The sequence below is a fragment of the Bacillus sp. CCB-MMP212 genome, from assembly GCF_022748145.1.
GTDB lineage: Bacteria > Bacillota > Bacilli > Bacillales > Bacillaceae_G > Bacillus_A > Bacillus_A cereus.
On record NZ_JALDQE010000003.1, the window covers coordinates 191652 to 216796 of the forward strand.

The following is a 25145-nucleotide window of genomic DNA, read 5'->3' on the forward strand; positions in this document are numbered from 1 at the left end:
TTAGTTACTATTCGAATAGTGACTAAAGGGGAGGTTAATAGTATGGATTTTTATTTAGACCCATCTGTATTAATGATTTTGATTGTTTTTGGATTTGTAGCTGCATTTATTGATTCAGTTGTAGGTGGTGGTGGACTCATTGCTTTACCAGCTTTATTATTTACAGGACTGAATCCAGCAAGTGCAGTAGCTACGAATAAACTAGCGTCGACAATGGGAAGTGCAACTAGTAATATTGTGTTTTATCGTTCTGGTAATCTTGATTTGAAATCGGCGTTTAAATTAGTTCCGCTCACTTTCATAGGTTCCATAATAGGGGCATGGACCGTTCATTTAATGAATCCAGAAGTACTGAAGCCATTGATGTTGATTATGCTTGGTGCGGTCGCTATTTATACGATATTCAAAAAGGATTGGGGTAGTATTTCCACTCATAAGAAATTGTCTGGTCGACACGTCATTATTTTTACCTTTTTTATTTTTGCTATTGGTTTTTATGATGGATTTCTAGGTCCTGGAACAGGTTCGTTTTTAATGTTCTCTCTTTTATTTATTGGGTATGATTTTTTAAAAGCAGCAGGTAATGCGAAGCTTCTTAATTTAGGAAGTAATGTTGGTGCATTGTTGATGTTTATGTATGTAGGGCAAGTAAACTATGCATATGGTTTTATAATGGGGATTGCTCAAATTGCTGGAGGGATTGTTGGCTCCAAATTTGCTATAAAAAAAGGAAGCGGGTATGTTCGTGCCCTTTTCATTACAGTAACTAGTTTATTGTTAGCGAAAAATCTGTATGACTATATTCAGTAAGTAATTAAAGAACGTAGAAAAGGTCAAGTATGCAAACTACATCAAGTATAAGAAGATACTAAGGAGAGATTCCTTTTAACATTTTTTAGATGCTACCTTGTTTGAAGATAGCATCTAAAAAGAAAATCTAAGTGAAGAGAATGAAAATAATATAAACTCATATTTTTCTGGGGTATGTTTATTGATTATATTGAAATGTTTACTCTATATTCTTCTTATAATTAGGCCTCAACAAACTCTTAAAATCCAACTCAGCAATTAACACACTCAATAATATAAGCGTAGCCCCTAAGTATCCTTTTCCTGTCAGCGTTTCACCTGTGAAAACGAAAGCAAAGCCTGCGGAAAAGACAGGTTCTAATGAAAAAATAAGACCTGTATGGGTAGGTGTAGTGTATTGCTGGGCAATTACTTGCACGATGAATGCGACTGCGGTGCAAAATATGCTTAAAGCTAATATGATTAGCCATGAGTCGATCGTGCTAGGAAGTTTTGGTGTTTCTATAATGAATGAGAAAATAAGACTAAATAGGCCGACGAAACCGAGTTGCACTACTCCAAGTGCAATGGAATTCACATGTTTCGTTACGCTTCCAGTAATGATGACGTGGATCGCATAAAACAGGGCAGACAGTATGCAAAATATATCGCCGTTACCGATTTTGAATTCGCTAGTTAATGTTAATAAGCCGATTCCTATTATCGTTAAAATGATTCCTACTATAACTTTCTTTTCTGGAATGTGTTTTAAAAATATAGCTGATAATATCGGAATGAAAATGACTGTGAGACATAGTAAGAAACCAGCATTAGAAACACTTGTATACTTTGTACCGAAAGTCGCGAAAATGTAAACGATAAATAAGACAGAAGCGAGTATAAATGCATATTTTACAGTTTTAAAATCGATCTTAAATAAATGTTTGTAAAATATTAAACCTGATAAAAGAAAAGCGATAATAAATCGTAATGCGATTAAATTATATTCTTCTATGCCATCAAGTCCAAGCTTTGTAAGTAGGATGGATGCACCCCAAAAGAATGTAACTAGTAGTAGCATTAAATCCGCTTTTAATTGCAGTTTCATTTTTATTCCCTCGTTATGTATAAAATTTATAATCCCATACCCCTATCCCCATTTTTTATTTTAATATTAATTCTGAATATTTGTAACTTAAATTTATCGACGTTTTATTTCATTGATTTAATGTTATCCGCCGCGAAAACATTAGCGGAGTTAAATCCAAACATGACGTTCATTTACGTATCTGGTAGCGGAACAGACAGTACAGAATCAAGACGTACGATGTGCGCGGAGTTTCAGCGTATTTTTTGCGGAAGCAACTTCTAGATAAGGACAACAAAAAACCCACTCCGCGCCGTCACAAGCAAAAGGGTGGGTTCCGCAAAAAGAAATAGCTTATAATAACCACCACCCTAAGCGGTAGCAGTTAGGGAAGAGATGTTAGCGCATCTCTTCTTTTTATTATATGCCATTTTATTTGATGTCATACTTATATAGTATTCTACGGAAAATATATCATATTCCTATTTTGTGGTCAATTTGATCCCGCTTTAACGGGCAGTAAGACCCCCACCTCAAAATTCAGTGGAAGCAAAGAAGTTAGGTGGGGGTCGGGCTGTCCGTAAAAGTCCGATTGGTGAGGGCTGATTAAAGTTTCACTTTATTGCATGATTGAAAAGGTGTAGTCTTATTCCTTTTCAAACTGAAAAATATCCCGATTAATAAGTTGGTGGAGATACCTATCCATTTCAGCAGCAGAAACTTTTCTTTCACTTTTAAACCACCATGCGCTTAATGAGGTGATTGCCCCTGAATAAAATTCAATGATTAAATCATTGGGCATCGTATGATTTTTGTGCAGTTGATTTAACGCTTCTATTTCTTGTTTTCTCGTTTCGTGACTTAAATGCTGTGCTCGGTTAATAAATTGTTCATCAGACATTTGCGTTTCTAATATTTTACCGATTTCTTCATGATGTAGAAATTGTTCCATTACTTGAAATGGTTTACTTAATCGATCTGAAACCGGTATTTCAGCAATCATCTTGCCGTATCGTTTAAATCCAAATGCTAATAAAGCATCTTTATCTTCGAAGTGTTTATAAAAGGTTGTTCGGTGTACCATTGCGCGGTCACATATTTGGTTAATCGTGATCGTACTATATTTCTGTTTTGATTGCGTCATTAATTCAAATAAGGAATCCCACAGTAATTTATGTGTACGTCTAATACGTAAATCAAGTTGTTTTTCATTATCATTCATCTACAATTCTCCTTTTTTGTAGATTAAATATACAGTGGCTGAAAATTGATTCTCCCTTTTTAATCTACATATGTATAGTATATTACATGTGTTCTGGTGTATTTAAAGTTTTTTAAGTAAGAAACAGGAGGAGAATCTGTAAATGAATATGACAACTAAGAGCCCTGCAAGTGGCAAAGTTGATACTTCTAATTTGAAACATACCCCCATTTTAATTGCATTACTTTTAGGTGCAATGGTTGCATTATTAAATGAAACATTACTTGGAAATGCGTTAACGGTATTAATGAAAGAATTTGACGTAACGGCTTCAACGATTCAATGGCTTTCTACAGCATACATGTTAGTAGTTGGGGTTTTAGTTCCAATTACAGCATTACTTCAGCAATGGCTCACAACGAGACAAATGTTTTTGATCGCTATGGTAACGTTTTTAGTCGGTACATTAATTGCGGGATTCGCACCGACATTTTCCGTTTTATTAATTGGCCGTATCGTCCAAGCTGTAGCGACGGGGTTAATTACACCGTTATTGATGAATACGATTTTAATCATTTGTCCGCCTGAAAAACGTGGTGCGACAATGGGATTAATCGCACTCGTGATGATGGCAGCTCCGGCAATTGGCCCTACATTATCTGGAGTAATTGTGGATTCATTAAATTGGCGCTGGTTATTCTATATTGTTATTCCTATCGTGATCATTTCCATTATGATTGGGATGAAGTACATTCAAAATGTTTCAGAGTTAACAAGGCCAAAAGTAGATTACCCATCTATCCTTTTATCGACATTAGGATTTGGCGGGCTTGTGTATAGCTTTAGTGCATCGGGTGATTTAGGATGGTCCGATGCAAAAGTATATGGCACTTTAATTGTTGGGCTTATCTCATTATGTATTTTTGCCGTTCGACAATTGAAAATTGAGAATCCAATTTTAGAATTACGAGCATTTAAAGTTCCGATGTTTACATTATCAGTTGGATTAATTGTCATTGTGATGATGTCGTTATTTTCAACGATGACTTTATTACCGATGTTCCTGCAAACCGTTTTACTCGTTACAGCTTTTAAATCAGGAATTATCATGCTTCCGGGAAGTGTTATTAGCGCCATAATGGGACCAATCGCAGGTAAACTATTTGATAAATTTAGTCCGAAAGTTATTATCGTTCCCGGCATTGTCTTAGTAGGAATTGCAATGTTCTTATTTAAAGGCATTACTCCTGATACATCAATGGTACAAATTATTGTCATGCATAGCGTATTAATGGTTGGACTCATGTTTGTCATGACAGCACAAACATACGGTTTAAATCAATTAACACCAGATTTATATCCGCACGGAACAGCACTATTTAGTACGTTGCAACAAGTAGCTGGTGCAATTGGTACAGCTATCTTTATTTCGAAAATGTCTTCAGGAACAACTAAGTATATGGAAAGCTCCGTAAATCCACTGGATCCAGTAGAGAAGTTAAACGGTTTAACGTCAGGGTTCCAAGGTGCATTTGCACTTGGGTTAATCTTTATTATTGTTGCATTTATCGTATCGTTATTCTTAAAAGAAGAGAAAGAAGGAGTAAAGGCAGCGAGGGTTTTACAGAACGAACATTAAGGTTTATATAAAAAAGACATCTTTCCCTAGAAAAGATGTCTTTTTTATATTTTTTTCGTAACACTTGTTTTGGGGTCTTCATACATAAGGATTGGTATGTACAATAATTATCCTTTTTGAGAATAACGATGCAAAGCCGTACTAATAACTAATAGTTCACCAGATGATTTAGTGACATCGTATATAGATCCTGTTATGAGAATAGGCATAGTCATGATTGTGAAGTTGTTATATTTATATTAAGCAATTTATACGGTTTTTATAGTGAAAATTAGAGACACTTCAATAAAAAGGAATTAAATATGGTACTCTTTAGTTAAGATATTTAAACGAAGACAGGGGAAATGAAGATGGACAAAAAGCTAACGTATTGGCTAGCATCTATTATAGGTGTAGTAGTACTTGCAACTGGTATGACTTATGGAATGTTACAGTTTGCTGAAGTCCCGCTTGAGAGTGAGGACCATGTTTTTGCAGAGGTTAATAAAGAAGACACACTATCGAATGAAGCAGAAGTGAAAGGCTCAAATGCACAACTTCACATTACAGTAACTTCTACTGAAGAAGAAGTTATTTCAGCTATGCATAGCATGACTCATCAAAAAGTAAAAGCGTGTGAAGGAAAGGGAGCAACCCCTATGTCCAAAAAGAATGCAGAGAAAGTAAGAAACATTCTAAACGGAAACAATTTCAAGAATAAAGAAGAGCTATTAGCAATTACTGAAAGATGGGCAAACAGAGATTTTAGTAAAATTTTAGAAGAACATAACTATTTTATTAAACTTCAAGGTGGCAAGATAGGTGAAGCTACAGTAATGGATAAGATAGACGAGAAAGTATTCTGTTTCAATACTTTCGGTGATGATGTAACGGCCGCATTAGTTAAATCAGGAGATCTTCAGCCACGTTAAAGTGTCTTTCTCAATTATAAGAAAAGCCTCAAGTATTCATATACTTGAGGCTTTTCCAATGGAAAGATAGGAATGATACGAATTCCTTACATTAAGAACAAAGTGGAATTACTCCTAAACCAATTAATAAAGCTGCAGCAACTGCTGGAATTGGTACAGGAATTTGAATACCTTCTACAAACAAGAAATACTGACCACTTACTATTTTAAAACAAACTAATTGCATGGCTATTCCTCCCTTCTTTTAGAATTAATACATTATATTAATTTATCTATTTATTGTTATAGTTTAATTATTCATTTTTAAAAATATAGTTAATATGTGAATAGTTTTCGAAAGGACCTGCTCAATCAATACGAAAAAACATAAGATGAAACGAATCCATTAAAATACATGAGTGAACCTTAGTTTTCCCCTCTTATCTAAAGGAGGAACTATTATGGGTTATGGTGGTAGTTGTGGCGGTTGTGGCTTCTCGGGAGGCTTTGCTTTATTAGTTGTGTTATTCATTTTATTAATCATCGTTGGAGCTTCTTGCTTCTGCTAAAAACTATTGGAAAAGACACTCATATGGAGTGTCTTTTCTTTCGTGCAAAATGATTCCTGATAATATCCAACTGTATGTAGTATACGGTATATTTTTTCCTCATTAGACATATAAAAATGTTGGAGGGATGTTATGAAACTAGTAGGGAAGCACATTTATATTCGGCTTTATAAAACTGCTGATGCTAACGAGTTAGCTAACTTACATATTAGAAATCGCGAATTTTTTCAACGAGTTTGCCCGTTGCTCCCAGAAGTTTTTTATACAGAAGAACATCAAAAAATACGTCTTGAACAAGCTCTAAAAAAGACAGCTGAAGGGCAAGTATACCCTTTCGGAATCTTTTTAAGAGAAAATGATAAACTGATTGGAGACATTTCATTAACTCAAATTGTTAGGGGAGACCTCCAAAGCTGTTATACGGGATTTACTTTAGATAAGGAGCATAATGCAAAGGGCTATACAACAGAGGCTCTTCAACTTGTTGTAGATTTTGCTTTTAGGGAATTAAAGCTACATAGAATTGAAGCAGGAGCGATGCTTGATAATTTAGCATCTATTCGTGTATTAGAAAAAGTGGGATTTAAAAAAGAAGGTATAGCGAAAGAAAATATAAGGATTAATGGCAAATGGACAGATCATCAAATATTAGCTATCATCAACAGCTTGGATGTGTAAGTTTATTTTGATTCCAATAAAGATAATCATGTAACTCTTCAAACTCTACCAACAGTTTTATAGGGACCTTTACAATTTTTGAATCAGAAACTAACCTTACAAGTCTTGAAATTCCACCTAACTCTACAATTACTCTATTTGAAAATTTTACAACTAACCACACTAAGACTCTTATTTGTTTTAGTTTTAGCTTTGTATTTGCTGCGTTCGTCACATTGACTAGTAGAACATTTAAATCCACAACTCCACAAACAATTAGATTAACACCAGGGAGATACAAGGACTTTCTTATTTGAGGATGTTAAATGCCACTTCAGTTAACGCCTCATCAAGGCCATTATTTATCCAACAAACAACATATATTTTTTGTGATAAACCAAATTCATATTACTGTGAGAATAGTGATTATGGTTATTAGTAGTTATTAAAGAGGGCCTTGGCTCTTTTTTTATTTTCTTTCGACATAATATGACAATATATGAATTAATAGTTTGGTATTATTATCTAGAAATCTTACATTTATCTACAAATTATTATTGTATTTTTAATTTTTTAAATGTAAAATATTTCAATGTAAATACATACCATTTAGGGGGATAAAGAAATTTATGAAAAAATTATTAGCTTCAGCAACAGCGGTAACACTATTAACAGTGGGGTACAGTTCTTCTGCATTTGCAGCTAAGAGTCCTAATGATACAAAAAACTGTGGCCATTTTAAAAGTCAACAAGATGCTCAAGCATTCTGGGATCAAAATGGATATGGTGTTGGAAATGATCCGCACCGTTTAGATAATGATAAAGACGGCATTCCATGTGAAGATTATAAATATCCAAAGAGCACAAATACTACAACAGAAAATAAAGAAACTACTAAACCTCAAGAACAACCTAAACAAGAAAATACTAAACAGGAAAACACTAAACAAGAACCTGTTAAACAAGAAAACACTAAGCAAGAGAATTCAAAACAAAACAACCAAACAACAAATAATAAACAAGAACAAACTAAGCCTCAAACAACTGCAAAAGAAACAAAGAAAAATACTAATACAGTTGTGAAAAAAGAAACAAAAAAACAAGGTGAAAAATTACCTAATACAGCATCAAACGGTGTTACAATGATGCTAGCAAGCTTAGGATTAGCATTAGCTGGATCTGTATTAATGTTCCGTCGTAAAAAGACAAACGCATAAAATAGTTCCTTAAAACGGCAGGAGAAATCCTGTCGTTTTCAAATGGAGTGATAAAAGTGAATAAAAAACAATGGATAGGCTTATGTTTAACTGTTATTGGACTTACTATCTTTTCCTATTATTTTCTGGAATGGTATAGTGCTAGACAATCAGCAGAGTCGTTAACAACTAGCGAGGCTAAACAATATGAGATCTCCACACCTTCTAAAGAAAATGAAACGCAAAACATCAATCAAACAGAGACAGCGATAAAGACTGACACTTCATTACAAGAAGAACCTGTACAAATTCCTGCTTCAAAGGTAAACCATCAGTTAGGAGATAAAGTAGCATATTTAATTATCCCTAAAATACAAAAGAAATACTCTATATATTGGGGAGCTGATGATAAAGTACTAAAAAAGGGTGTAGGTATGTTTGTTAGTGACTTAACTACTACACCATCTGGAAATGGTCATACAGTTTTAAGTGGACATAGAGATACTGTTTTTACCGAGCTTGGTCAATTAAAGGAAAATGACCAACTTATCGTGGAATATGAAAATAAAACATATACATATGAAATTAACAAGCATTGGATAACAGATTCAGAAGATCGAACAGTTATTGTAGAAAAAAGTGAGCCGACATTAACATTAACAACTTGTTATCCTTTTGACTATATAGGAGACGCTCCAGATCGGTACATAATTGAAGCATCTCTACTTTCCATTCATTGATGAGGATGGAAAGTCCAATACACATTAGTAAAATTAAAGTGGTTATCGAGTCGGAGAAAGGCACCTTAGAGTGTCTTTTTTTATGTAATTTAGTTGCCAATATGGAAAGTTTGTTATAGTTTTTTGTTTAGCGTGATTTTTTTCGAAATGCTGGCGGCACCCCATCGCTATCAACCTAACAGAACAGGTTGCTCCCAAAAGTTTTTTATACAAAATAACATCAAAAAATAGGTCTTGAACAAGCGTTAAAAAAGAAAGCTGAAGGGCAAGTATACCCTTTTGGAATCTTTTTAAGAGAAAATGATAAAATGAAGATAATATTAGGGAATTGTGAGGATGATTACGTTGCTTACTTTGATAAAATTTGTAGTTAGTTATGCTGCAAGTCTATTTGCTTTTATTTTTGGATGGTTCTTAATTTCATATATTTTTAACCCTAGCTTTATTCACCCAGACGTTTTACAGGGGTTTATAAAAACTATCGTCACTTATGGTAGTATACCAGCTCTTATAGCTTGCCTAATTGGGGAAGTTTTATATAGGAAAATTAAACGATGTCGAGAGTTTCAATTTGGAATTCCTTTATTTATAGGACTAGCAGTTATCTATACACTTATACCATTTCTTTTTCTTTTTACTTTTACTTTTTCATATTTCTTTGACTTCGTTGCACCTGTTATTATGGGTTCCTTAGCATTTTATTTAGTACGTAGAAAAATATAATTTTCGTTTTGATGCATTATAATAGCTATCTCTGAATCACCAGTTTCAAAAAGCCTTCACGCAATGATAATTGCATGAAGGTTTTTTGATGTTTTCTTATTTTTTTGTCTCGTTAACCCATGTAATAATGTCCTGGATGACGTATTCGGGAACGTTAGCAGGGATTTCGTATTCACTAGGAAGACTTAATTCTCCGTCACCCTCCGTGAAGAAATGATTCAATTTCGGGTATTTTTTGAACTGAACATTCCCGCGGTTTGCAAGCCCTTCTTGCCATTTTGTATATTCATTTTTTACTGTTACTTGATAATCGCGTGCTCCTTGCAAAATGAGTAAAGGCTCTTTTCGTGATTTTGCCTCTTCAACTGGACGCCACCTAGAAACATCATACATAAAATGAGGTGACCCAAAATTGTAGCCAGCTGGAGGATGGTCAGGATTGAAAGTAGGATCCTGAATAAAAGCAGCCTGTCTTTTTAATTCATCGATTTCTTCCTTTGACGCCCCAAGGTATTCATACTGATCAATGGCAATGTCAGTCAAAGGGCGTGCAGGTGGTGCGAGTAAGATACTTCCTCGGACAAGTGAGGAAGGCGCTTTGCTCAGTATACGTGGCATTGTACCGGCTCCTTGACTATGTCCAAGAATGAAAATATTATTTGGATCAATGCCTTCCTGCTGCGCTACGGATTTTGCTGCATAGATAGCATCATCTGTAGTATCACGGTCTAACGTAACGGGTTCTGCACTCATCTTTAATGCATGTTCTAAGGTACGTTTTTCATAGCGCAACACTGCAATTCCGTTGGATGAAAGGCCCACCGCAATGTCTCGTAAGATTTTTGTTCCCATGTATGTGCTGTCGCGATCATGGATGCCAGCACCATGAACAAGAACAACTACGGGCAGCTTTTCACTACGCTTATGTTTCGGAACTGTTAATGTCGCTGGTAACGGATAGGTAGAATTTCCAATGACGATTTCACGTTCTTGATAGGAGTCAGGTTGATCATAGCTAGGATGGGGGATGGTAAAAGATTCCTCGGGTGGCCTTTCTCCAATTTCATCTACTTTCCCGCCAGGTGTGAATTTAAGGAGTAGCGGTATGGTAGTTCCTTCGGTAGCTGCTGGAATTTCTACCGTCTGATGGACCAAGTTTCGTTCTTTTATCACGGGGGTTCCCATGCTTTTTATCCCGCTCCAGCCACTTTTTGTCCACCAGTTTTGTAATGTGGTTGCTGTAAATTTGGATTGAAAAGCAGCAGACGTCAACTGGAGTGCCTCTGCATACTTACCTTGCTGGAGATATTCAAAAAATAATGATGTACGCTCCGTTAAAGAGATTAGTTTCTTTTCAGCAGATTGTTCCTCGCGTGTATCTGCGTGAATAGTTGTTGTAAGCGGGAAAGATGAAATGCCTAAAGAAAAGAGTAGGGTAAAGGTAAGTACTGATCTTTGTATTTTCTTTTTTTTATTCATGTTTTAACCTCCAATATGTGATGGTAAAAAACAGGTATGGTAATTAGAATTCTGGTGCGAAAACTTCAAAATATTTGCAAGCAATCTCCAAAACTTGGACATACTCATATTATTATTCTAAAAAAACGTAGATTTCTTCTCTTGTCACATGCATATTAATCCCAGAAATAATCTTTCTTCCTTCACTTTATATTTTGATTATACGAAACAAAGCTCTCGTTTTTCTTACTTGATACTTACAAATTCCTTAAGTAGAGGATATTTTAAAATCTTAGCTTGATGAATATGTGGCGGTACTCTTATGTTAAGAGATAGCTTAAGGACCGAGGATTGTATTGTTTTTATAAAGAGTTGATGTTATGTTTATTTTGTAACATATGGTGTTTTATGTATGTAGGAGGATTTATTGAAGAAATTATTAATATTGTTTTTATTAGCTACATTTTGTCTACAGATTACAGGATGTTCTAATAAGATGGGTACACTAAGGGAGAAGTCTAAAACTTCAACACCTGTGAAGTCTAAACGCATCAATAAAGGGTGGTACAAACATATGTAATAGTTTGTATCACCCTTTGTTGATGATAGAAGTCATAAAGAAAAGACACCCTAAGGTGCCTTCCTTCGACTTGAACCATCTTAATTTTAATAATATATTGGACTCCCATCCAAATATTATTTTACCATGTTAAATTGTTTTATTCATTGAGAAATATGTTTTAAAACTATATTTTTAAAAATTATATAGATTTGAACAATATGTATACGAGCTACATATCAAAAAAAAGACACTCTCAAGAGTGCCTCTCCTTAGCAGCCGAATCCGCCGCCCCAACAGCTAGCGCCAACGATGATTAATAAGATGAAGAGCACAACAAGTAAGGCAAATCCGCCGCCGAAACCACAGCCTCCACCACAACTACCTCCATAGCCCATATTAACTCCTCCTTCCATAAAGACCATTTATTAATGGATTTAATTTAATTTATGTTTTTCAGGATGAATGGAGCAGGTCCTTAAAAAAATAAAAGGATTTTGGAAGTTAAAAAGAGTTGACGACCTTATTTTTGTCACCGGTATTTCGTCTGCTACATATTGTATTTTATTCTGTGTATTGGGGGAAGGAGGATCTTATGGCTAATTCTGAGATGATTTTACGTTTACTTACGGATTTAAAGATTGAACAACAATTGTTGAAAGAACAGTTAGAGAAAATGCAAACAGCTGTGACTATTCTTGAAGAAAAATCAGTGACGCTTAAAGAAAAACCAGCGACTCTTAAAGAAAAAACAATGACTCCTGAAGAAAAACCATCTGTTACAAAGCAAAGGGCTTTTTCTGGACGCCCAACATCTTTTCGTGATTGGAGAGCATCTAGTCAAAAAAATTAGGGAATGTTATGTGAAATGAAATGATAAAAAAAGTACAGTCTGCTGTAGAAAAGACTGTACTTTTTTATGTCGGTAGAGAATGTTAAGGGAGACGCATTTATTGGCCTATTCCACTTTTAATTGGAGTTCTTTATCTAACTTATCATTATTAATTTTTAAAGTTAATCCTTGCGTGTTTTTCGGTACATCAAATACAATGTTTCCTTCCGAACTTTCATTAGGATTAACAATATTAAATTTGAATGTGGAGATATTTGCAGCTTTAAGTACTGACTGATATTCATTGGAAATGTGATATTCTCTTCCAAATCCATCAATTAATTTAAAGTTGTTAATATCTAGTGTAATGGGTTCTTCTTTACGATTATAAACGGCGATGTCTAATACTTTAAAGACACCTTGTGCTTTAACTTCTCCAGTCCCTAGAACATCTAATGACTCGGCAGATCCCATTGACATGTATACATCAGAGGAATCTACATTGGTAGGAAGTTCTTTTTGCGGATCCTTGCTGCTAAGTTTGTCATTCTCTGTTTTTTTAGAAGTCGCCTGCTCATTTTTCGCAGGCGCATCATGTGAACTGCAAGCTGATACTCCAAACAAGAATGTGCTACATAATAATGATGCTAATAACTTTTTGTTCATCGTTTGTTTCTTCCTTCCAAAATAGAAGCACTTTTAATGAGTGCTATATATATTTGCCTTTATATGTATTACATTTTATATCTTATTATATTAATTTTGGAAGGAAAAGGGAAAGTGTTGTACATTTCTCTGATTCGAATTATTTATCTGTCTAAAAGTTGAAATTAAAATGAGCCCCATAAATGATAAACCATTCCACTAACAAAAAACACTAATCCTAAAAATAAAACAATTAAAGCAAGAATTCCATTTTTATTATGTTCCATAAAATAAGCTCCTTTTTCATTTACTTACATACAAAAAGCCTTTAGTCGTAATTATGGCTAAAGGCCTTAATCTTCATACTTTGTAGTTTATAAAAAAGTTGTACTTCTGTATTAATTTGGAATATGATTATTTAAAGAGAAGGTGATGAGTACATGCAGGAAACAAAACAATTCCCGCTTATATCGGGAAATCTCTCATTAGATTTAGTAAATACAGAGTTAGTTAGGCGTGGACAACGTTATGATTTATTAATAACAGATGAAGATGTATTAGAATGGCTACATGTAATAAAGGTTAATCTTCCTTTTTGGAATGAAAAAACACTTATAGGAATTCAGAAGCGAATGGATCAAGTTACATCTAGCATATTAGAGGTAAGAGAAGTATTGAGAAAACAGTTTGAGGCAATTGCTGATCAGCAAGAAATTTCTAATGATTTTATTACGTATTTAGAAAAACAAATTGAGAAGGCACCATTTACATATAAAATCATTGAACAGCAGCTAGTATCTATCCCAGTTGGAGAAATCGAGGATGTACTCGCATCGTTAATTGCATTTGACGCTTTAACGTTAATAGCAGAAAATAAGCTTATTTCCCTTAAAAGGTGTTCAAATCCTGACTGTGTTTTATTATTTATAGATAAGAGTGGAAAACGAAAATGGTGTTCTATGAAAATATGTGGGAACCGGAAAAAGGTAGCAAAATTTCAGGATCGAAAATTTGAGGAAGTTTAGAGAATCAACTTATAACAGTTGATTCTTTTTTTTTATTTTAAAACTAACCCCTTAAATTAATGTTTACAGGTTAGTTATGTCGGGTTATAATTGTTGGTAAATAAAGGAGGAGAACGATGGATAATATAACAGCAACTAAGCAGAAAGATCCTCAACCAATAAGTGTACGATATTTTACAAAAATGAAAGGGAAAGGAAGAAGTCCATTACAAGTAAATATAAAGGACTCTTTAACAGGACTATTAGGGGGATTTTTAACAATTCTTACCTTAACATATTTAACGAGCATAACCTCTACAGAATTATTAATGGCTCCATTTGGTGCGAGTTGTGTATTAGCGTTTGGAGTTTGGAATGCGCCATTATCTCAGCCGCGTAATATTATTGGAGGACATTTGATTTCAACTTTCATTGGTCTATCAATATATCATTTGTTTGGGAATGAATATTGGACAATTGCTTTAGCGGTGGGGATGGCAATAGCCGTTATGATGTTAACGAGAACGACGCATCCTCCGGCAGGCGCCGATCCGATTATCGTTATTTTAGGGGCAAATAGTTGGAGTTATTTAGTAACACCAGTTTTAATTGGCTCCGTTGTTATTGTAGTTATTGCTTTATTCATTAATAATATGAGTAGTAAAAGAAGCTATCCAACTTTTTGGATGTAGTTTGTGAAGTGAAAAATAATTTAAGTGAGTATTCTATTCTTAATATGTTTTATTTTTTATATAGTAAAAGCCTTAGTCGTAATTGCAGCTAATGACTTGGATCCTCATACTTTGTAGTTCATAAAGAAAAGACACTTTAAAGTGCCTTCTACAGATTTGAATTATTTAATTCATGTAATTAATATTCGTTAGCATAAAACTCTTTTATTAATTTTATTTCATTTGTATCTGGATTAAACTTAAATATTTTAATTTGATTCGATTCATCTTTGTATGCAAATGTATTCTCACCAACTTGGGTCATATTGCTGGTGTTTAAAATAGGATCGCTACCGTGATCAGTAATTTCCACAGTTTTCTCCCGGTCCCAGAATGCAATGACAATAATCAAAATGATAAGACATACCCGTATAAAACGTAATTCTCTTGCAACAGGATGTTCCATCTGTTTGTCTCCTTTACTGTTTGATAGAGTGTGTTTATAAAAGAGATAATTCCTAGGAATATAAATAAAAAAGACACCGTAAAGTGTCTTTTTTATTTTAGTTATGCGCATTACTTAATAAGACGCTAGTTCCTCAGTCTGGCTATGAGTAACTATGTAGGGTGATTTTATTATAACATTTTAACCAGTAATGGGTCTATATGGAATTTAATTGTTTTTATTTTTGATTATTCAGAATGACATACCGAGTATTTGGATGAGGAAAGCAGTGAGACAGAAGCGACTAAACTTGTTTTAGAAGAGTGTCTTCTTTTTTGTATCATTGTGAGTAAAGTGTAGAGTTATATTTCCCTTTACACGAACATAACGATATACTATAGTTAAGTTAATTAAACTTAACTATTTGACAAAACGAAATAAAAGCATGGAGGAATAACGCTATGACTAGAACGTATAAAGAAGTAATTAATGAAATGAACCGAGCTTATAATGAATTCTACATTTTACTATTTCAGGAGTTGAAAGATGAGTTCGGTCTTACAGGACAGCAAGAGAGCATGCTATTTCATATTAATTTAAATGAAAACACGACGGCAAATCACATTGCGACTACTTTTAATGTATCAAAAAGTGCCGTTAGCCAAGTTTTATCGAAATTGGAGAAACAGAAGATGATTTCAAAACAAGTAAACCCTAATAATAAACGGGAGTATTTTCTTACACTTGGTCCAAACGGTAGTAAGTATATAGAGCGGTTGTCTGAGTTAGATGATGTATTAATTGAGAAATATTTTTCTAAAATCGATATAAACGCCCTAGAGCAAATGACAGATACGTTAACGAAAATAAATAAAGTGATATTGGAAGAAAAGCAGAAGGATCTTGATTGTAATGAGTAAGAACGTAGATGAAGCAATTAGTAGAAAGGAGGAGAAGTGCATTATGAGTTTCATACCAAATATGATTACGATAGCAAATTTTGTATGTGGGCTTTTAGCTATTTACGCTGTTTTCGTTCACAATATTTATTTGGGAGCAGTTTTTATTATTACAGGTATGCTGTTTGACTTTTTTGATGGCATGGTTGCTCGGAAACTTGATTCTGTTTCAGAAATTGGTGGAGAGTTGGACTCATTTGCGGATTTAGTTACTTTTGGTGTGGCACCGTCTATTCTTGCATATAGTGCCTCGTTAAAAGATTTGCAGTTTATCGGGATGATATGTGCACTTGCGTACAGTATTTGCGGAATGCTTCGGCTTGCAAGATTTAACACACAGCAAAGCAAACTCCCGACATTTATCGGAATGCCGATTCCATTCGCGGCAATGTGTCTCCTCATTTTATGTTTTTTAAATAATCCAGTTTCCGTGGCGTTTGGTACATGCGTACTCGCTTATTTAATGGTGAGCAAAATCAAATTCCCTCATTTTAAAAAAGATATAGCTGAAAGCTTGAAGCCTGGAAGATTGGATTGATGATACGGAATTACAACGAGAAAGATAAAGGAGAATAACATGATTCGTATGGCATTAAGATCGTTCAACATACAAATGTATTGTTTGCTAGGCGTAATGTTATTGGGATGGTTAATGACACCTTTTTCAGCCCAGTTTGTCGGGATAAGCATTGGCCTTTTGGTGAGTATGTACTGCGCCTGGATTTTAGGAAGGCGTATTGAAAAGTTCGGAGATAGCATTGTAAAAAAAGAAAAAGCACCGATGCTCGGAATGATAAATCGGTTTGCAGCCGCAATACTAGGTGCGATTATTATGTATGAAATTGAACACCATGAATTCATGTGGACATTCGCTGCCGGAATTATGGGCGGGTATTTCTTGGTTATTATTAATTTGGGGTATTACAGTATGAGGGATGCGGAGGAATAAAGTTTCACTTTATTATAAAGAAAAGACACCCATATAAGAGTGTCTTTTCTGATAGTTTTTTAGCAGAAGCAAGAAGCTCCAACGATGATTAATAAAATAAACAGTACAACTAATAAAGCAAATCCTCCAGCAAAACCGCAGCCTTCGCCGCAACTACCACCAAAACCCATAATAGTTCCTCCTTTTAATAAGAGGGGAAAACAAGGGTACACTCATGTATTTTAACGGATTCAAATTACTTTATGTTATTTACGCAATAATTGAGCAGGTCCTTTGGAAAATAAAAAAGACACCCTAAGGTACCTTCTTCCGATTGGAATCATCTTAATTGTATTGCGTCGATATCATATAAGAAAAAAAGACATCAATTAAGATGTCTTTTTTCTTTGTAAAATTGGTGTTAAGAAGGTATAACCTATGAATAATATAACAATCATCGAGTAAGTTTATTATAGCAGCGATAAATAGGATTTTTATATGTAATATTACATATATATAGATTTAATTATGTTTTATTTGTATATTTTAATTGTCTGTTCCTTGTTTTAATTCGTTTAGTTATATTATTTTTTGAGTGCTCCAGCAATGGAGCCTTTTTTTAGTATTCTATTTTGATGATGTTCTATAAGATTAGCACCTTTTAAATTTGTTTTTATATAAAAAGCCTTTAACTTGTATTTATAGCTAAAGGCTCTGAGTGTCATACTTTATAGTTTATAAAATCTTATAAGAAGAATAACCAGTATTTTATATAGAATTTATCCCGCTATTTGCCGGGCTGCCCATAAACACCCGATTGGTGAGAGCTGATTAAAGTTTCACTTTATAATGTTTTTTATCCAATTTGGAACTGAAATGTACTAGCTTGATAATGAAGCTAGGTTATTAGAAGTGAAAAATTTTAGTTTTATTATAATTAATAGAAATGAAAGTAGTGTAAATATAAATCCACTCCAAATAAGTTGGTGAATACCTAAGTTTGAAATGAACCAGCCTCCAATAGTTGTTCCTAGAGTAATTCCGAGATTTGAGAATGAAACGAATAGGCTATTACCAAATTCGGGTGCTTCTCTTGCTTCACTTATTAACCATGTTTGACCAACAATTAATCCACCAGCATGCACGATTCCCCAAATGAATACCATAAAAATCATTGGAACAAGATAAGAACCTAAATAATAAACCAATATGTAAACAATAGAATATAAAATAGGGAACGATATTACTGTATTTACTATGCTTCTTTGCAGAAGACTACCAAATAAATGATTGCCTAAAATCATAACTATACCAAATATGAATAGCATGATACTGATGAGCGATCCATTCATGGAAGTTACTTTTGCAAGGTATTCGGCGAAGTAACTGTATACGGAAAACATGGCTGCAAAAAGGAATGTGACAGTTAAAATATTTAACCATAACCCTGGTTTGCCGAGTATACGAATTTGTTTGCCGAAAGACATTTTTTCTTTAACGGGCATAGAAGGAAGTGAGATTAGTATTCCAATGAATGCAAGGGCGTTAATAAACGCTCCGAATAAGAAAGCAATTTCTAATGAAAATTGATCTGCAAGGTAAGAGGTTAATGGTACACCTAGTGCAAAGCCAACCGTAATTCCCATGAAAACTTTTGTAACCGCTTGACCACTCTTTTCAGGAGGAACAAGTTTAGCAGCAGTTACAAGAGCGATTGAAAAGAAGAGTGGGTGAAGTGCTGCAGGTAAAATACGAAAAATAAGCATGATTTCAAATTGTGTTGTATAAGCGTAGATTATATTTGAAATAACAAAAATAAAGATTGCTATTAATAAAATTATTTTACGATTAATACTAGAGACGAGCAGAATTAAAAACGGACCAGAAATAGCAACGACTAGTGCGAATATACTTACTAAAAATCCTGCCTGTGCAGTTGAAATGTCAAATTTCTGAGTGATTTGTGGTAATACACCGACAATACCCATCTCGGTAGTAATAATTCCAAACACCCCTATTGCTAGTGTAAGAATAAGCAAAGGACTTACTTTTTTCATTTGTAAAACTCTCCATTCTTATTATTATTTTGAAAGTGAAATCGATTTATTAACAAAGAAATGAGCATGATTGGATGTCAATAGTATTAGAATTATGTAATGTTAAACACAAAAACAGATATCTAAATAACTAGATATGATATGTTAAAAAAATGCTCCTTTCTATGTTTCTTTCTTTTATAGGTAGCGAAGTTTTAAAAAGAATGTATTGGGCAGCTATATAAAAGCAGAATGTGTGAAAGCAAATAATCAATTGGTAGGTTGATTATTTGCTTTTACTTTATAATTCATTTTGAACGTATTCAGAAAACGCTTGTATTGTTTTTTCATTTCGACGATAATATGTCCATTTTCCAATTCGGTCAGAGTCTAGTAGTCCTGCCTTTTTCATAGTTAATAAATAACTAGAAATAACCGATTGGGCTAAGCCAGTTTTAAGCTGAATATCTCCTACACACACTCCAATCTGAAAATTAATCCCTTGTTCTAAATAAGGTTTTTCGTCGAAATGGTTTTCTGGATTTTTTAACCATGATAAAATTTGACATCTTGTTTCATTTGACAATGCTTTATAAATTAATGAAGGTTCCATAAGGATATTATATCTACTTTTATAGATTTGTAAATGGGTTTGTGTGATTTTAAGGGAAGAAGGTATAGTTGATCCCCTCGAATAGGAATAAGGTGCTCTTGATCTGTACCCTTTGTAAAGGACATTTTAAAAAAAGTTAGGCAACCTAAAAAAGATGATTTCTGTATGCAAACAGAAGTCATCTTTTTTAAATTCTATTGATAGCAAGAGTGATTATAGTACGTCATATATTTCTTAATTTCATGTTTTAACTGAACAAACGAGTCACATGATTTTATATATGCTTTATCGGTTAAAGTACTACGAGGATTACGTGCAAAAATGATAGTATTGTTAGGTTTAAGCATGTTGTTGCCTAGCTATCAATGGCGGATTCTTAAGAAGAGTAATAATAAAACCAAACTGAAGATTTAAGAAAAATTTTATGTTTACCCCACTCTTTATTTTAAAAGTTTTTCCTATCCTATAAATGAGTTACATCATGAAGGAGACTAAAAAAGACAAAGTCATAGATGAAAATGTAAAGTTAGGGGATTCTACATGGATACAGGAGTTTTGATTAGTTATTTGTATACTTATTTCTTTACTATTATGTTTTGTATTGTGTTTCAAATTGGAGTTTATTTTAAAGCGAAAAGAATTATATCTATTCGGCATTTTTTATGGGTGTATGTTTTTCTATTCTACCTTTCGTTAGTGTATAGGGTGACGCAGATCGCGACTGTATGGGATATAAGTAGATATGAAACGTGGATTCGTGTAAGTCAAATCAATTTGACTCTATTTGATACGGCAGGTAGTACTACGTATCTTTTGAATATTGTACTGTTTATGCCGTTAGGTTTTTTATTACCGATGATTTGGCCGCAGTTTAAAAAAATAAAAAACACCGTATGTGCAGGATTCTTTTTTTCACTGGCAATTGAGTTAAATCAATTACTAAATAATAGAATTACAGATATTGATGATTTATTTACGAATACCCTCGGGGCAGTTATTGGGTATGTATTATATAGAGCTTTTAAAATGATATTAAGAAGAGAGGGGAAAAAGCTTGATACCAACTCTTCTCTAGTTATAAAATACGAGGCTGTTTTTTGTTTAGTGTGTTCATTTGTAGGGGCGATGTTAATTTATCATCCAGCTTTATTTGGAAGACCTGTCATCATTCAGTGAGGTGATTACGAATTTCTTTTGAACGCTCGTGCGATATTTCAATTTGTAAAAAGCCTTTAACTTGTTATAGTTAAAGGCTTTTATCATCATGATTTTTACTTACCAATTACCCACTCTAACATCCGCCTTCAACCACTTCACCCAATCCAAATCCTCTACCTTAAGCAAACTGAGCGAAACACCCTTCATATCTAAAGAAGTTAACAACGTACCAACCTTTACGAATGTAACTTGTAAGCCTTCCAATTCACACAAACGGCGAATGTCATTTGCGAAAATGTATTGTTCCATTAATGGCGTTGCACCTAATCCATTAATGAGGATCGCAAAGTTGTTTCCTTTTCTCCAGCGGTAAATACTTTTTAGTTTGTTCATCAGTTCAATCGCTAATATTTCAGAAGAGGATAGTGCTTCTTTACGGTAACCTTTTTCTCCGTGAATGCCGACGCCATAAAACACTTCATCATCGTTTAATGTGAATGAAGCTTTTCCTTTTACTGGATCGTTGGCAGGGGAAAGGGCAACTCCTAATGTGTGTAAGTTTTTGATGACAGCTTGCCCGATTGTTGTTAGTTCTTCTAAAGAATGTCCACTCTCAGCGGCCGCACCTAATATTTTTTGGACGAAAACAGTGCCAGCTACGCCGCGTCTTCTTTTATTAAACGAAGCATCATCTTCAATTGAAACATCGTCATTTACGATGATATGGTCAACTTTTCTTCCTTCTTCTTGAGCAATTTGCTTTGCTGCTAGAAAGTTTTCTACGTCATCTTTAAAGTTTTTGATGATGAATAGTATACTTTTATCTTTTGGTATGAGGCGAGTTGCCGCCGCAATTTGTTCCACTGTAGGCGGAGTGAAAATATTGCCGTTTACTGCCGCTGTAAGCATACCTTTTCCTACATAACCAATATCAGCAGGTTCATGTCCGCTACCACCGCCGCTTATAATAGCGACGTCTTGCTTCATTTTTTCGATATCTTTTACATAAATGATGTTATTTGTTTCATCGTAATTTACTTTGTCGTTATGTTCAAAATAAAAGCCATGCAGCATATCTTGAACGATATTTTGTACATCATTCATAATCTTTTTCATTGCTTTTGCCACCCTTTAATTACTTTGCTGATTGCTCAAGTAATAGTAGTAATTGATTGTTTATCATATTTTTCATAAGAGAAGACATAACGGATGGATCTACTTCGCACTTGCTTTCAATCCAATCTTTTATCGTTCCAACGAAGCCGTGACTATAAAAGGAGGCAATCGTATTTTTGGTCTCATCAGAAAGGCTGAATCCACAGCTCACAGATAATTCATCAATAATCTTCATATATAAGTTTTTCGTATGCTCAAATAAATAGTGATTAAACGAGTTTTGCTCAATGACTTTAAAAGCATTTCGGTAAAATTTTTGATTTTCATAAAAGTAATCAAATAATAAATCGAAAATGTTTTCCCATTTTTCATAATCGAGAAAGTCTATAATATTTTCTTTCGTTTCTTCTCTATAAATCCAGCTTAATAGTTCAAATTTATCTTTAAAATGATAATAAAAAGTTTGCCTACGCATTTGACAGTGTAACATAATATCGCTCACTGATATTTTATGAAACGACTCTGTTTCCATTAAATATTTCAATGAGTTCGCGATTATCTTTTTAGAAATTATAGAAGAGGTCATCTAAATCATCCCTAGAATGTTATTAATATAAAAATCCTATCTATAAATGAGAGCGGTGTCTTTAGACAGATTGTCCATTTTGTCCGTTTACTATAAAACGCTTTCATTTTAACATGAGTAGTAAGAAGAAGATTTCAAATATATCACAATATATTAAAGGAATTGAGGGAGAACTACAATGAAAAAGATTATAAACAAACCAGAAACATTAGTAATGGAAATGTGTAACGGAATGGTTATGGCTCACCCAGAGCTTGAGCTTTTGAAAAAACATAAAGTAATTAAGAAGAAAGAAATGAACGAAAATAAAGTAACGTTAATTAGCGGCGGCGGTAGTGGTCATGAGCCGGCACATGCAGGATTAGTCGGAAAAGGAATGTTAGATGCGGCAGTGTGCGGAGATGTGTTTGCGTCACCTTCACAAATTCAGGTATATCAAGCAATTAAAGAAACAGCTAGTAAAAAAGGTACGTTATTAATTATTAAAAATTATAGCGGCGATATTATGAATTTCAAAAACGGTGCGCATTTAGCGACGGAAGATGGAATTGAAGTCGACTACGTAAAAGTGGACGATGATATTGCGGTAGAAGATAGCCTATATACAGTAGGACGCCGCGGCGTTGCGGGAGTTATTTTAGTTCATAAAATTGCCGGCGCAGCAGCGGAAGCAGGTATGGATTTAGGAGCGGTGAAAGCTGTAGCAGAAAAAGCAGCGGCTAACGTGCGCACAATCGGTTTAGCGTTAACGTCTTGTACAGTTCCAGCGAGCGGATCACCTACTTTCACACTTGCGGAAGATGAAATGGAATACGGCGTAGGTATTCACGGCGAACCAGGAATTAAGCGTGAAAAAATGCTGTCGGCGGATGAATTAGCTAACCGTATGACAAATGATTTAATGAAAGATTTAGGAGTAAAAGATGGCGAGGAAATCGCACTTCTAGTTAACGGTTTTGGCGGAACACCACTGCAAGAACTTTACTTATTTAACAACGCCGTTACGAGAGAACTAGCAGCTAGAAACATTAAAATTAATAGAGTATTCGTCGGTAACTATATGACAAGTATTGATATGGCTGGTATGTCTTTAACGGTAATGAAGTTAGATGAAGAGCTAAAAACATTACTATCAAAAGAATGTAATACACCTGCGTTTAAAGTAGATGGACCAGTTGAAAGTGTAGAGTACGTGAATGTACTTGAAGAGGCAGAAGAGAAGGAAGTTTCATTTGAAATAGAAACAGCGGAAGAGCACGCTGTTATTAAAAATAATGTCATTACATTAAACAACATGATTTATCTCGTTGATAAAATGAGCGATATTATTATTAAAAATGAAGTACCGTTTTGTGAGTTAGATACACATGCAGGTGACGGCGACTTCGGAATGAGTGTTGCAAAAGGATTTAAGCAATTAAAACGTGAGTGGCATTCTATTGTAGAACAAGAAAACGTAACGATCGGATCATTCCTTGACGGTTGCTCCATGATTATTATGGAACATTGCGGCGGCGCATCTGGTCCAATTTGGGGCGGAGCATTCCGCGCAGCTAGTAAAGCAGCAGGCGAAAAACGTGAGCTAACAGTGAAAGAATTCGCTGAAATGTTACAAGCAGCACTGCAAGGCATACAATCTATCGGTGAAAGATCATTCGGTAGAGGAGCGGTAGTTGGTGACAAAACATTAGTTGACGCACTTGCTCCATGTGTAGATTCTTGGTTAGATAGCGCCTCAAACGAAGTAGACGTAAAAACTGCCTTTGAAAAAGGTGCAGAAGCAGCCGTTAAAGGCGCAGAGTACACGAAAGAAATCGTAGCTCGCATGGGCCGCGCTGGTACAGTTGGCGAAAGAAGTTTAGGATATCCTGATGCAGGTGCACATGCGCTTGGAGTTATCTTTACGGAGATTGCGGGTAGTTTGAAATAGGAATTAGCAAGTCCCTCTGCCTTAAGGTGGAGGGATTTTTATATAGTTGATATGTAGAAGACTTCTTTCGGTTCTTTCTCAGTAAAATATGAGTTTGTTACTGTTTTTGATAAAATCTTATTTCAAAAATACAACTAATATTTCTCAACATTAATATATTGAAAATAGTTAGAATATTTAAGATAATCATTTGTGAAGAAGTAAATTATAAAAAAAGGGGGAATTTATTTTGTTACGTCGTTTATCTATTTGTACAGTACTAACAGCTTTTATATTTACTTTATTTACATTTAACGGCTCTGCTTTCGCGGCTACGAATGCTACTGAAAATGAAAATGTAGTAGCAGCTTGTGCAAAGGGAGGTACGGTAGGTGTATATGGTGCAAAGATGCGCAGTGGTTATACTGTCGATTCACCTGTCTTACATACATTTAATGATGGTACGAAAATTACTGGAACATGGGTAACTGGTGAATATGTTCAAGGTCATTACAGTAATTCTAAACAGTGGTTAAAAGTTACATATAAAGGGATGACAGGTTATGTATCCCATACAACATTATATAACGTTTGCTCATAAAACTATGTACCATAATAGCTTTGGATATATTGAGCTAATCTCTTCTAGAGATTAGTTCTTTTTTATCTCTTAGTTTTTAATGGGGCATTTTTTGAAAAAGACCAACGATTCATTAAATCGATGGTCTTACGTTT

General features: G+C 34.3%; 29 protein-coding genes and 2 pseudogenes. 18 read left to right on the forward strand and 13 right to left on the reverse strand.

Translation table 11 applies throughout. From position 1 onward, the window contains the following. The first annotated feature begins 42 nt into the window (after positions 1-42). Positions 43-810, forward strand: coding sequence for a TSUP family transporter (locus MRP26_RS09335; RefSeq protein ID WP_197241388.1), 768 nt, complete (start codon positions 43-45; stop codon positions 808-810). Between the two features lie 199 nt (positions 811-1009). On the opposite strand, the gene MRP26_RS09340 is transcribed toward MRP26_RS09335, so the two are convergent. Then, on the reverse strand, positions 1010-1897 hold the full coding sequence (locus MRP26_RS09340) for a DMT family transporter (RefSeq protein WP_000776058.1): 888 nt from the start codon (positions 1895-1897) through the stop codon (positions 1010-1012). Between the two features lie 625 nt (positions 1898-2522). Then, positions 2523-3098: a TetR/AcrR family transcriptional regulator gene (locus MRP26_RS09345; RefSeq protein ID WP_242806119.1), complete on the reverse strand. Its 576-nt coding sequence runs from the start codon at positions 3096-3098 to the stop codon at positions 2523-2525. A 142-nt stretch (positions 3099-3240) separates the two neighbouring features. Here MRP26_RS09345 and MRP26_RS09350 point away from each other — a divergent pair, with 142 nt between their 5' ends. Both MRP26_RS09350 and MRP26_RS09355 read left to right on the forward strand, forming a co-directional pair. Next, positions 3241-4716, forward strand: a complete 1476-nt coding sequence (locus tag MRP26_RS09350) for an MDR family MFS transporter (protein ID WP_242806120.1) — start codon at positions 3241-3243, stop codon at positions 4714-4716. 350 nt (positions 4717-5066) lie between these two features. Then, complete coding sequence (locus tag MRP26_RS09355; RefSeq protein WP_000358716.1) at positions 5067-5627, forward strand: PRK06770 family protein; 561 nt, start codon at positions 5067-5069, stop codon at positions 5625-5627. Positions 5628-5718: 91 nt separating this feature from the next. Here the strand turns inward: MRP26_RS09355 and MRP26_RS30765 are convergent, their stop codons facing one another. Next, positions 5719-5853: a hypothetical protein gene (locus tag MRP26_RS30765; RefSeq protein WP_001177693.1), complete on the reverse strand. Its 135-nt coding sequence runs from the start codon at positions 5851-5853 to the stop codon at positions 5719-5721. A gap of 214 nt (positions 5854-6067) precedes the next feature. On the opposite strand from MRP26_RS30765, the gene MRP26_RS09360 reads away from it, so the two are divergent. The 6 genes and pseudogenes from MRP26_RS09360 to MRP26_RS09385 all read left to right on the forward strand — a co-directional run bounded on the left by MRP26_RS09360 (position 6068) and on the right by MRP26_RS09385 (position 9491). Further along, positions 6068-6175 carry a YjcZ family sporulation protein gene (locus tag MRP26_RS09360; protein WP_000540375.1) on the forward strand — a complete coding sequence of 36 codons (108 nt, stop codon included), beginning with the start codon at positions 6068-6070 and terminating at the stop codon, positions 6173-6175. A 132-nt stretch (positions 6176-6307) separates the two neighbouring features. Beyond that, positions 6308-6853 carry a GNAT family N-acetyltransferase gene (locus MRP26_RS09365; RefSeq protein WP_044783246.1) on the forward strand — a complete coding sequence of 182 codons (546 nt, stop codon included), beginning with the start codon at positions 6308-6310 and terminating at the stop codon, positions 6851-6853. Between the two features lie 608 nt (positions 6854-7461). Further along, positions 7462-8049, forward strand: coding sequence for an excalibur calcium-binding domain-containing protein (locus tag MRP26_RS09370; RefSeq protein WP_000734536.1), 588 nt, complete (start codon positions 7462-7464; stop codon positions 8047-8049). A gap of 56 nt (positions 8050-8105) precedes the next feature. Continuing rightward, positions 8106-8768, forward strand: a complete 663-nt coding sequence (locus MRP26_RS09375) for a class D sortase (RefSeq protein WP_242806121.1) — start codon at positions 8106-8108, stop codon at positions 8766-8768. A gap of 188 nt (positions 8769-8956) precedes the next feature. After that, a pseudogene (locus MRP26_RS09380) lies at positions 8957-9076 on the forward strand (GNAT family N-acetyltransferase); the annotation flags it as partial. A 28-nt stretch (positions 9077-9104) separates the two neighbouring features. Next, positions 9105-9491, forward strand: coding sequence for a hypothetical protein (locus tag MRP26_RS09385; RefSeq protein ID WP_053565118.1), 387 nt, complete (start codon positions 9105-9107; stop codon positions 9489-9491). A 96-nt stretch (positions 9492-9587) separates the two neighbouring features. Here the strand turns inward: MRP26_RS09385 and MRP26_RS09390 are convergent, their stop codons facing one another. Both MRP26_RS09390 and MRP26_RS09395 read right to left on the reverse strand, forming a co-directional pair. Beyond that, complete coding sequence (locus MRP26_RS09390) at positions 9588-10970, reverse strand: alpha/beta hydrolase (RefSeq protein WP_098679563.1); 1383 nt, start codon at positions 10968-10970, stop codon at positions 9588-9590. A gap of 810 nt (positions 10971-11780) precedes the next feature. Then, entirely contained in the window at positions 11781-11906 is a 126-nt protein-coding gene (locus tag MRP26_RS09395) for a YjcZ family sporulation protein (protein ID WP_000540377.1), read from the reverse strand. Positions 11907-12103: 197 nt separating this feature from the next. Between MRP26_RS09395 and MRP26_RS09400 the strand changes: the two genes are divergently transcribed. After that, entirely contained in the window at positions 12104-12361 is a 258-nt protein-coding gene (locus MRP26_RS09400; protein ID WP_000013694.1) for a hypothetical protein, read from the forward strand. Positions 12362-12466: 105 nt separating this feature from the next. Here MRP26_RS09400 and MRP26_RS09405 read toward each other — a convergent pair whose 3' ends face one another. Continuing rightward, entirely contained in the window at positions 12467-13006 is a 540-nt protein-coding gene (locus MRP26_RS09405) for a DUF4352 domain-containing protein (RefSeq protein WP_001035579.1), read from the reverse strand. A 419-nt stretch (positions 13007-13425) separates the two neighbouring features. Here MRP26_RS09405 and MRP26_RS09410 point away from each other — a divergent pair, with 419 nt between their 5' ends. Together MRP26_RS09410 and MRP26_RS09415 are read left to right on the forward strand one after the other, a co-directional pair. Then, positions 13426-14010, forward strand: coding sequence for a CGNR zinc finger domain-containing protein (locus MRP26_RS09410; RefSeq protein WP_001158435.1), 585 nt, complete (start codon positions 13426-13428; stop codon positions 14008-14010). Positions 14011-14126: 116 nt separating this feature from the next. After that, positions 14127-14681, forward strand: coding sequence for an HPP family protein (locus MRP26_RS09415; RefSeq protein WP_000368840.1), 555 nt, complete (start codon positions 14127-14129; stop codon positions 14679-14681). Positions 14682-14859: 178 nt separating this feature from the next. Here the strand turns inward: MRP26_RS09415 and MRP26_RS09420 are convergent, their stop codons facing one another. Then, positions 14860-15126 carry a YmzC family protein gene (locus MRP26_RS09420; RefSeq protein WP_000400965.1) on the reverse strand — a complete coding sequence of 89 codons (267 nt, stop codon included), beginning with the start codon at positions 15124-15126 and terminating at the stop codon, positions 14860-14862. Positions 15127-15566: 440 nt separating this feature from the next. Here MRP26_RS09420 and MRP26_RS09425 point away from each other — a divergent pair, with 440 nt between their 5' ends. From MRP26_RS09425 to MRP26_RS09435, 3 genes are read left to right on the forward strand one after another with little or no spacing between them, the layout of a single operon-like run. After that, the gene (locus MRP26_RS09425) at positions 15567-16025 is read left to right on the forward strand and encodes a MarR family winged helix-turn-helix transcriptional regulator (RefSeq protein ID WP_000198941.1); all 459 of its coding nucleotides are present in this window, start codon (positions 15567-15569) and stop codon (positions 16023-16025) included. Beyond that, positions 16018-16602, forward strand: coding sequence for a CDP-diacylglycerol--serine O-phosphatidyltransferase (gene pssA, locus MRP26_RS09430; protein ID WP_242806122.1), 585 nt, complete (start codon positions 16018-16020; stop codon positions 16600-16602). Before MRP26_RS09425 ends, pssA begins: the two co-directional genes overlap by 8 nt. A 39-nt stretch (positions 16603-16641) precedes the next feature. Beyond that, positions 16642-17013: an ATP synthase subunit I gene (locus MRP26_RS09435; RefSeq protein ID WP_064532720.1), complete on the forward strand. Its 372-nt coding sequence runs from the start codon at positions 16642-16644 to the stop codon at positions 17011-17013. 59 nt (positions 17014-17072) lie between these two features. Here the strand turns inward: MRP26_RS09435 and MRP26_RS09440 are convergent, their stop codons facing one another. The 4 genes and pseudogenes from MRP26_RS09440 to MRP26_RS09455 form a co-directional block, all read right to left on the reverse strand. Next, positions 17073-17183: a YjcZ family sporulation protein gene (locus tag MRP26_RS09440; RefSeq protein WP_000505669.1), complete on the reverse strand. Its 111-nt coding sequence runs from the start codon at positions 17181-17183 to the stop codon at positions 17073-17075. 690 nt (positions 17184-17873) lie between these two features. Beyond that, positions 17874-19049: an MFS transporter gene (locus tag MRP26_RS09445; protein WP_063246235.1), complete on the reverse strand. Its 1176-nt coding sequence runs from the start codon at positions 19047-19049 to the stop codon at positions 17874-17876. Between the two features lie 280 nt (positions 19050-19329). Continuing rightward, on the reverse strand, positions 19330-19641 hold the full coding sequence (locus MRP26_RS09450; RefSeq protein ID WP_000433732.1) for an ArsR/SmtB family transcription factor: 312 nt from the start codon (positions 19639-19641) through the stop codon (positions 19330-19332). Positions 19642-19835: 194 nt separating this feature from the next. Next, positions 19836-19937: pseudogene (locus tag MRP26_RS09455) on the reverse strand (TetR family transcriptional regulator); the annotation flags it as partial. A gap of 244 nt (positions 19938-20181) precedes the next feature. On the opposite strand from MRP26_RS09455, the gene MRP26_RS09460 reads away from it, so the two are divergent. Beyond that, positions 20182-20817, forward strand: a complete 636-nt coding sequence (locus MRP26_RS09460; RefSeq protein WP_071731854.1) for a VanZ family protein — start codon at positions 20182-20184, stop codon at positions 20815-20817. Between the two features lie 99 nt (positions 20818-20916). On the opposite strand, the gene dhaQ is transcribed toward MRP26_RS09460, so the two are convergent. Together dhaQ and dhaS are read right to left on the reverse strand one after the other, a co-directional pair. After that, complete coding sequence (dhaQ, locus tag MRP26_RS09465) at positions 20917-21915, reverse strand: DhaKLM operon coactivator DhaQ (protein ID WP_098519243.1); 999 nt, start codon at positions 21913-21915, stop codon at positions 20917-20919. Between the two features lie 19 nt (positions 21916-21934). Next, a complete protein-coding gene (gene dhaS / locus MRP26_RS09470) occupies positions 21935-22501 on the reverse strand; it encodes a dihydroxyacetone kinase transcriptional activator DhaS (RefSeq protein WP_000204213.1) in 567 nt (188 codons plus the stop codon). 178 nt (positions 22502-22679) lie between these two features. On the opposite strand from dhaS, the gene dhaK reads away from it, so the two are divergent. Together dhaK and MRP26_RS09480 are read left to right on the forward strand one after the other, a co-directional pair. Beyond that, positions 22680-24431 (forward strand): dihydroxyacetone kinase subunit DhaK, encoded by a 1752-nt coding sequence (dhaK, locus tag MRP26_RS09475; protein WP_242806123.1) that lies wholly within the window; start codon positions 22680-22682, stop codon positions 24429-24431. A 229-nt stretch (positions 24432-24660) separates the two neighbouring features. Then, the gene (locus MRP26_RS09480; protein ID WP_000946191.1) at positions 24661-25011 is read left to right on the forward strand and encodes an SH3 domain-containing protein; all 351 of its coding nucleotides are present in this window, start codon (positions 24661-24663) and stop codon (positions 25009-25011) included. Positions 25012-25145 lie beyond the last annotated feature (134 nt).

What these genes read in the sequence shown, in the direction of transcription:
- MRP26_RS09385 (WP_053565118.1), top strand. Translation starts at nt 9,105, where the DNA reads ATGATTACGTTGCTTACTTTGATAAAATTTGTAGTTAGTTATGCTGCA.
- MRP26_RS09415 (WP_000368840.1), top strand. Translation starts at nt 14,127, where the DNA reads ATGGATAATATAACAGCAACTAAGCAGAAAGATCCTCAACCAATAAGT.
- MRP26_RS09345 (WP_242806119.1), bottom strand. Translation starts at nt 3,098, where the DNA reads ATGAATGATAATGAAAAACAACTTGATTTACGTATTAGACGTACACAT.
- MRP26_RS30765 (WP_001177693.1), bottom strand. Translation starts at nt 5,853, where the DNA reads ATGCAATTAGTTTGTTTTAAAATAGTAAGTGGTCAGTATTTCTTGTTT.
- dhaK (WP_242806123.1), top strand. Translation starts at nt 22,680, where the DNA reads ATGAAAAAGATTATAAACAAACCAGAAACATTAGTAATGGAAATGTGT.
- MRP26_RS09395 (WP_000540377.1), bottom strand. Translation starts at nt 11,906, where the DNA reads ATGGGCTATGGAGGTAGTTGTGGTGGAGGCTGTGGTTTCGGCGGCGGA.
- MRP26_RS09335 (WP_197241388.1), top strand. Translation starts at nt 43, where the DNA reads ATGGATTTTTATTTAGACCCATCTGTATTAATGATTTTGATTGTTTTT.
- MRP26_RS09370 (WP_000734536.1), top strand. Translation starts at nt 7,462, where the DNA reads ATGAAAAAATTATTAGCTTCAGCAACAGCGGTAACACTATTAACAGTG.
- MRP26_RS09400 (WP_000013694.1), top strand. Translation starts at nt 12,104, where the DNA reads ATGGCTAATTCTGAGATGATTTTACGTTTACTTACGGATTTAAAGATT.
- MRP26_RS09460 (WP_071731854.1), top strand. Translation starts at nt 20,182, where the DNA reads ATGGATACAGGAGTTTTGATTAGTTATTTGTATACTTATTTCTTTACT.
- MRP26_RS09435 (WP_064532720.1), top strand. Translation starts at nt 16,642, where the DNA reads ATGATTCGTATGGCATTAAGATCGTTCAACATACAAATGTATTGTTTG.
- dhaS (WP_000204213.1), bottom strand. Translation starts at nt 22,501, where the DNA reads ATGACCTCTTCTATAATTTCTAAAAAGATAATCGCGAACTCATTGAAA.
- MRP26_RS09340 (WP_000776058.1), bottom strand. Translation starts at nt 1,897, where the DNA reads ATGAAACTGCAATTAAAAGCGGATTTAATGCTACTACTAGTTACATTC.
- dhaQ (WP_098519243.1), bottom strand. Translation starts at nt 21,915, where the DNA reads ATGAAAAAGATTATGAATGATGTACAAAATATCGTTCAAGATATGCTG.
- MRP26_RS09365 (WP_044783246.1), top strand. Translation starts at nt 6,308, where the DNA reads ATGAAACTAGTAGGGAAGCACATTTATATTCGGCTTTATAAAACTGCT.
- pssA (WP_242806122.1), top strand. Translation starts at nt 16,018, where the DNA reads ATGAGTAAGAACGTAGATGAAGCAATTAGTAGAAAGGAGGAGAAGTGC.
- MRP26_RS09360 (WP_000540375.1), top strand. Translation starts at nt 6,068, where the DNA reads ATGGGTTATGGTGGTAGTTGTGGCGGTTGTGGCTTCTCGGGAGGCTTT.
- MRP26_RS09420 (WP_000400965.1), bottom strand. Translation starts at nt 15,126, where the DNA reads ATGGAACATCCTGTTGCAAGAGAATTACGTTTTATACGGGTATGTCTT.
- MRP26_RS09405 (WP_001035579.1), bottom strand. Translation starts at nt 13,006, where the DNA reads ATGAACAAAAAGTTATTAGCATCATTATTATGTAGCACATTCTTGTTT.
- MRP26_RS09450 (WP_000433732.1), bottom strand. Translation starts at nt 19,641, where the DNA reads ATGGAACCTTCATTAATTTATAAAGCATTGTCAAATGAAACAAGATGT.
- MRP26_RS09355 (WP_000358716.1), top strand. Translation starts at nt 5,067, where the DNA reads ATGGACAAAAAGCTAACGTATTGGCTAGCATCTATTATAGGTGTAGTA.
- MRP26_RS09350 (WP_242806120.1), top strand. Translation starts at nt 3,241, where the DNA reads ATGAATATGACAACTAAGAGCCCTGCAAGTGGCAAAGTTGATACTTCT.
- MRP26_RS09440 (WP_000505669.1), bottom strand. Translation starts at nt 17,183, where the DNA reads ATGGGTTTTGGTGGTAGTTGCGGCGAAGGCTGCGGTTTTGCTGGAGGA.
- MRP26_RS09390 (WP_098679563.1), bottom strand. Translation starts at nt 10,970, where the DNA reads ATGAATAAAAAAAAGAAAATACAAAGATCAGTACTTACCTTTACCCTA.
- MRP26_RS09410 (WP_001158435.1), top strand. Translation starts at nt 13,426, where the DNA reads ATGCAGGAAACAAAACAATTCCCGCTTATATCGGGAAATCTCTCATTA.
- MRP26_RS09445 (WP_063246235.1), bottom strand. Translation starts at nt 19,049, where the DNA reads ATGAAAAAAGTAAGTCCTTTGCTTATTCTTACACTAGCAATAGGGGTG.
- MRP26_RS09425 (WP_000198941.1), top strand. Translation starts at nt 15,567, where the DNA reads ATGACTAGAACGTATAAAGAAGTAATTAATGAAATGAACCGAGCTTAT.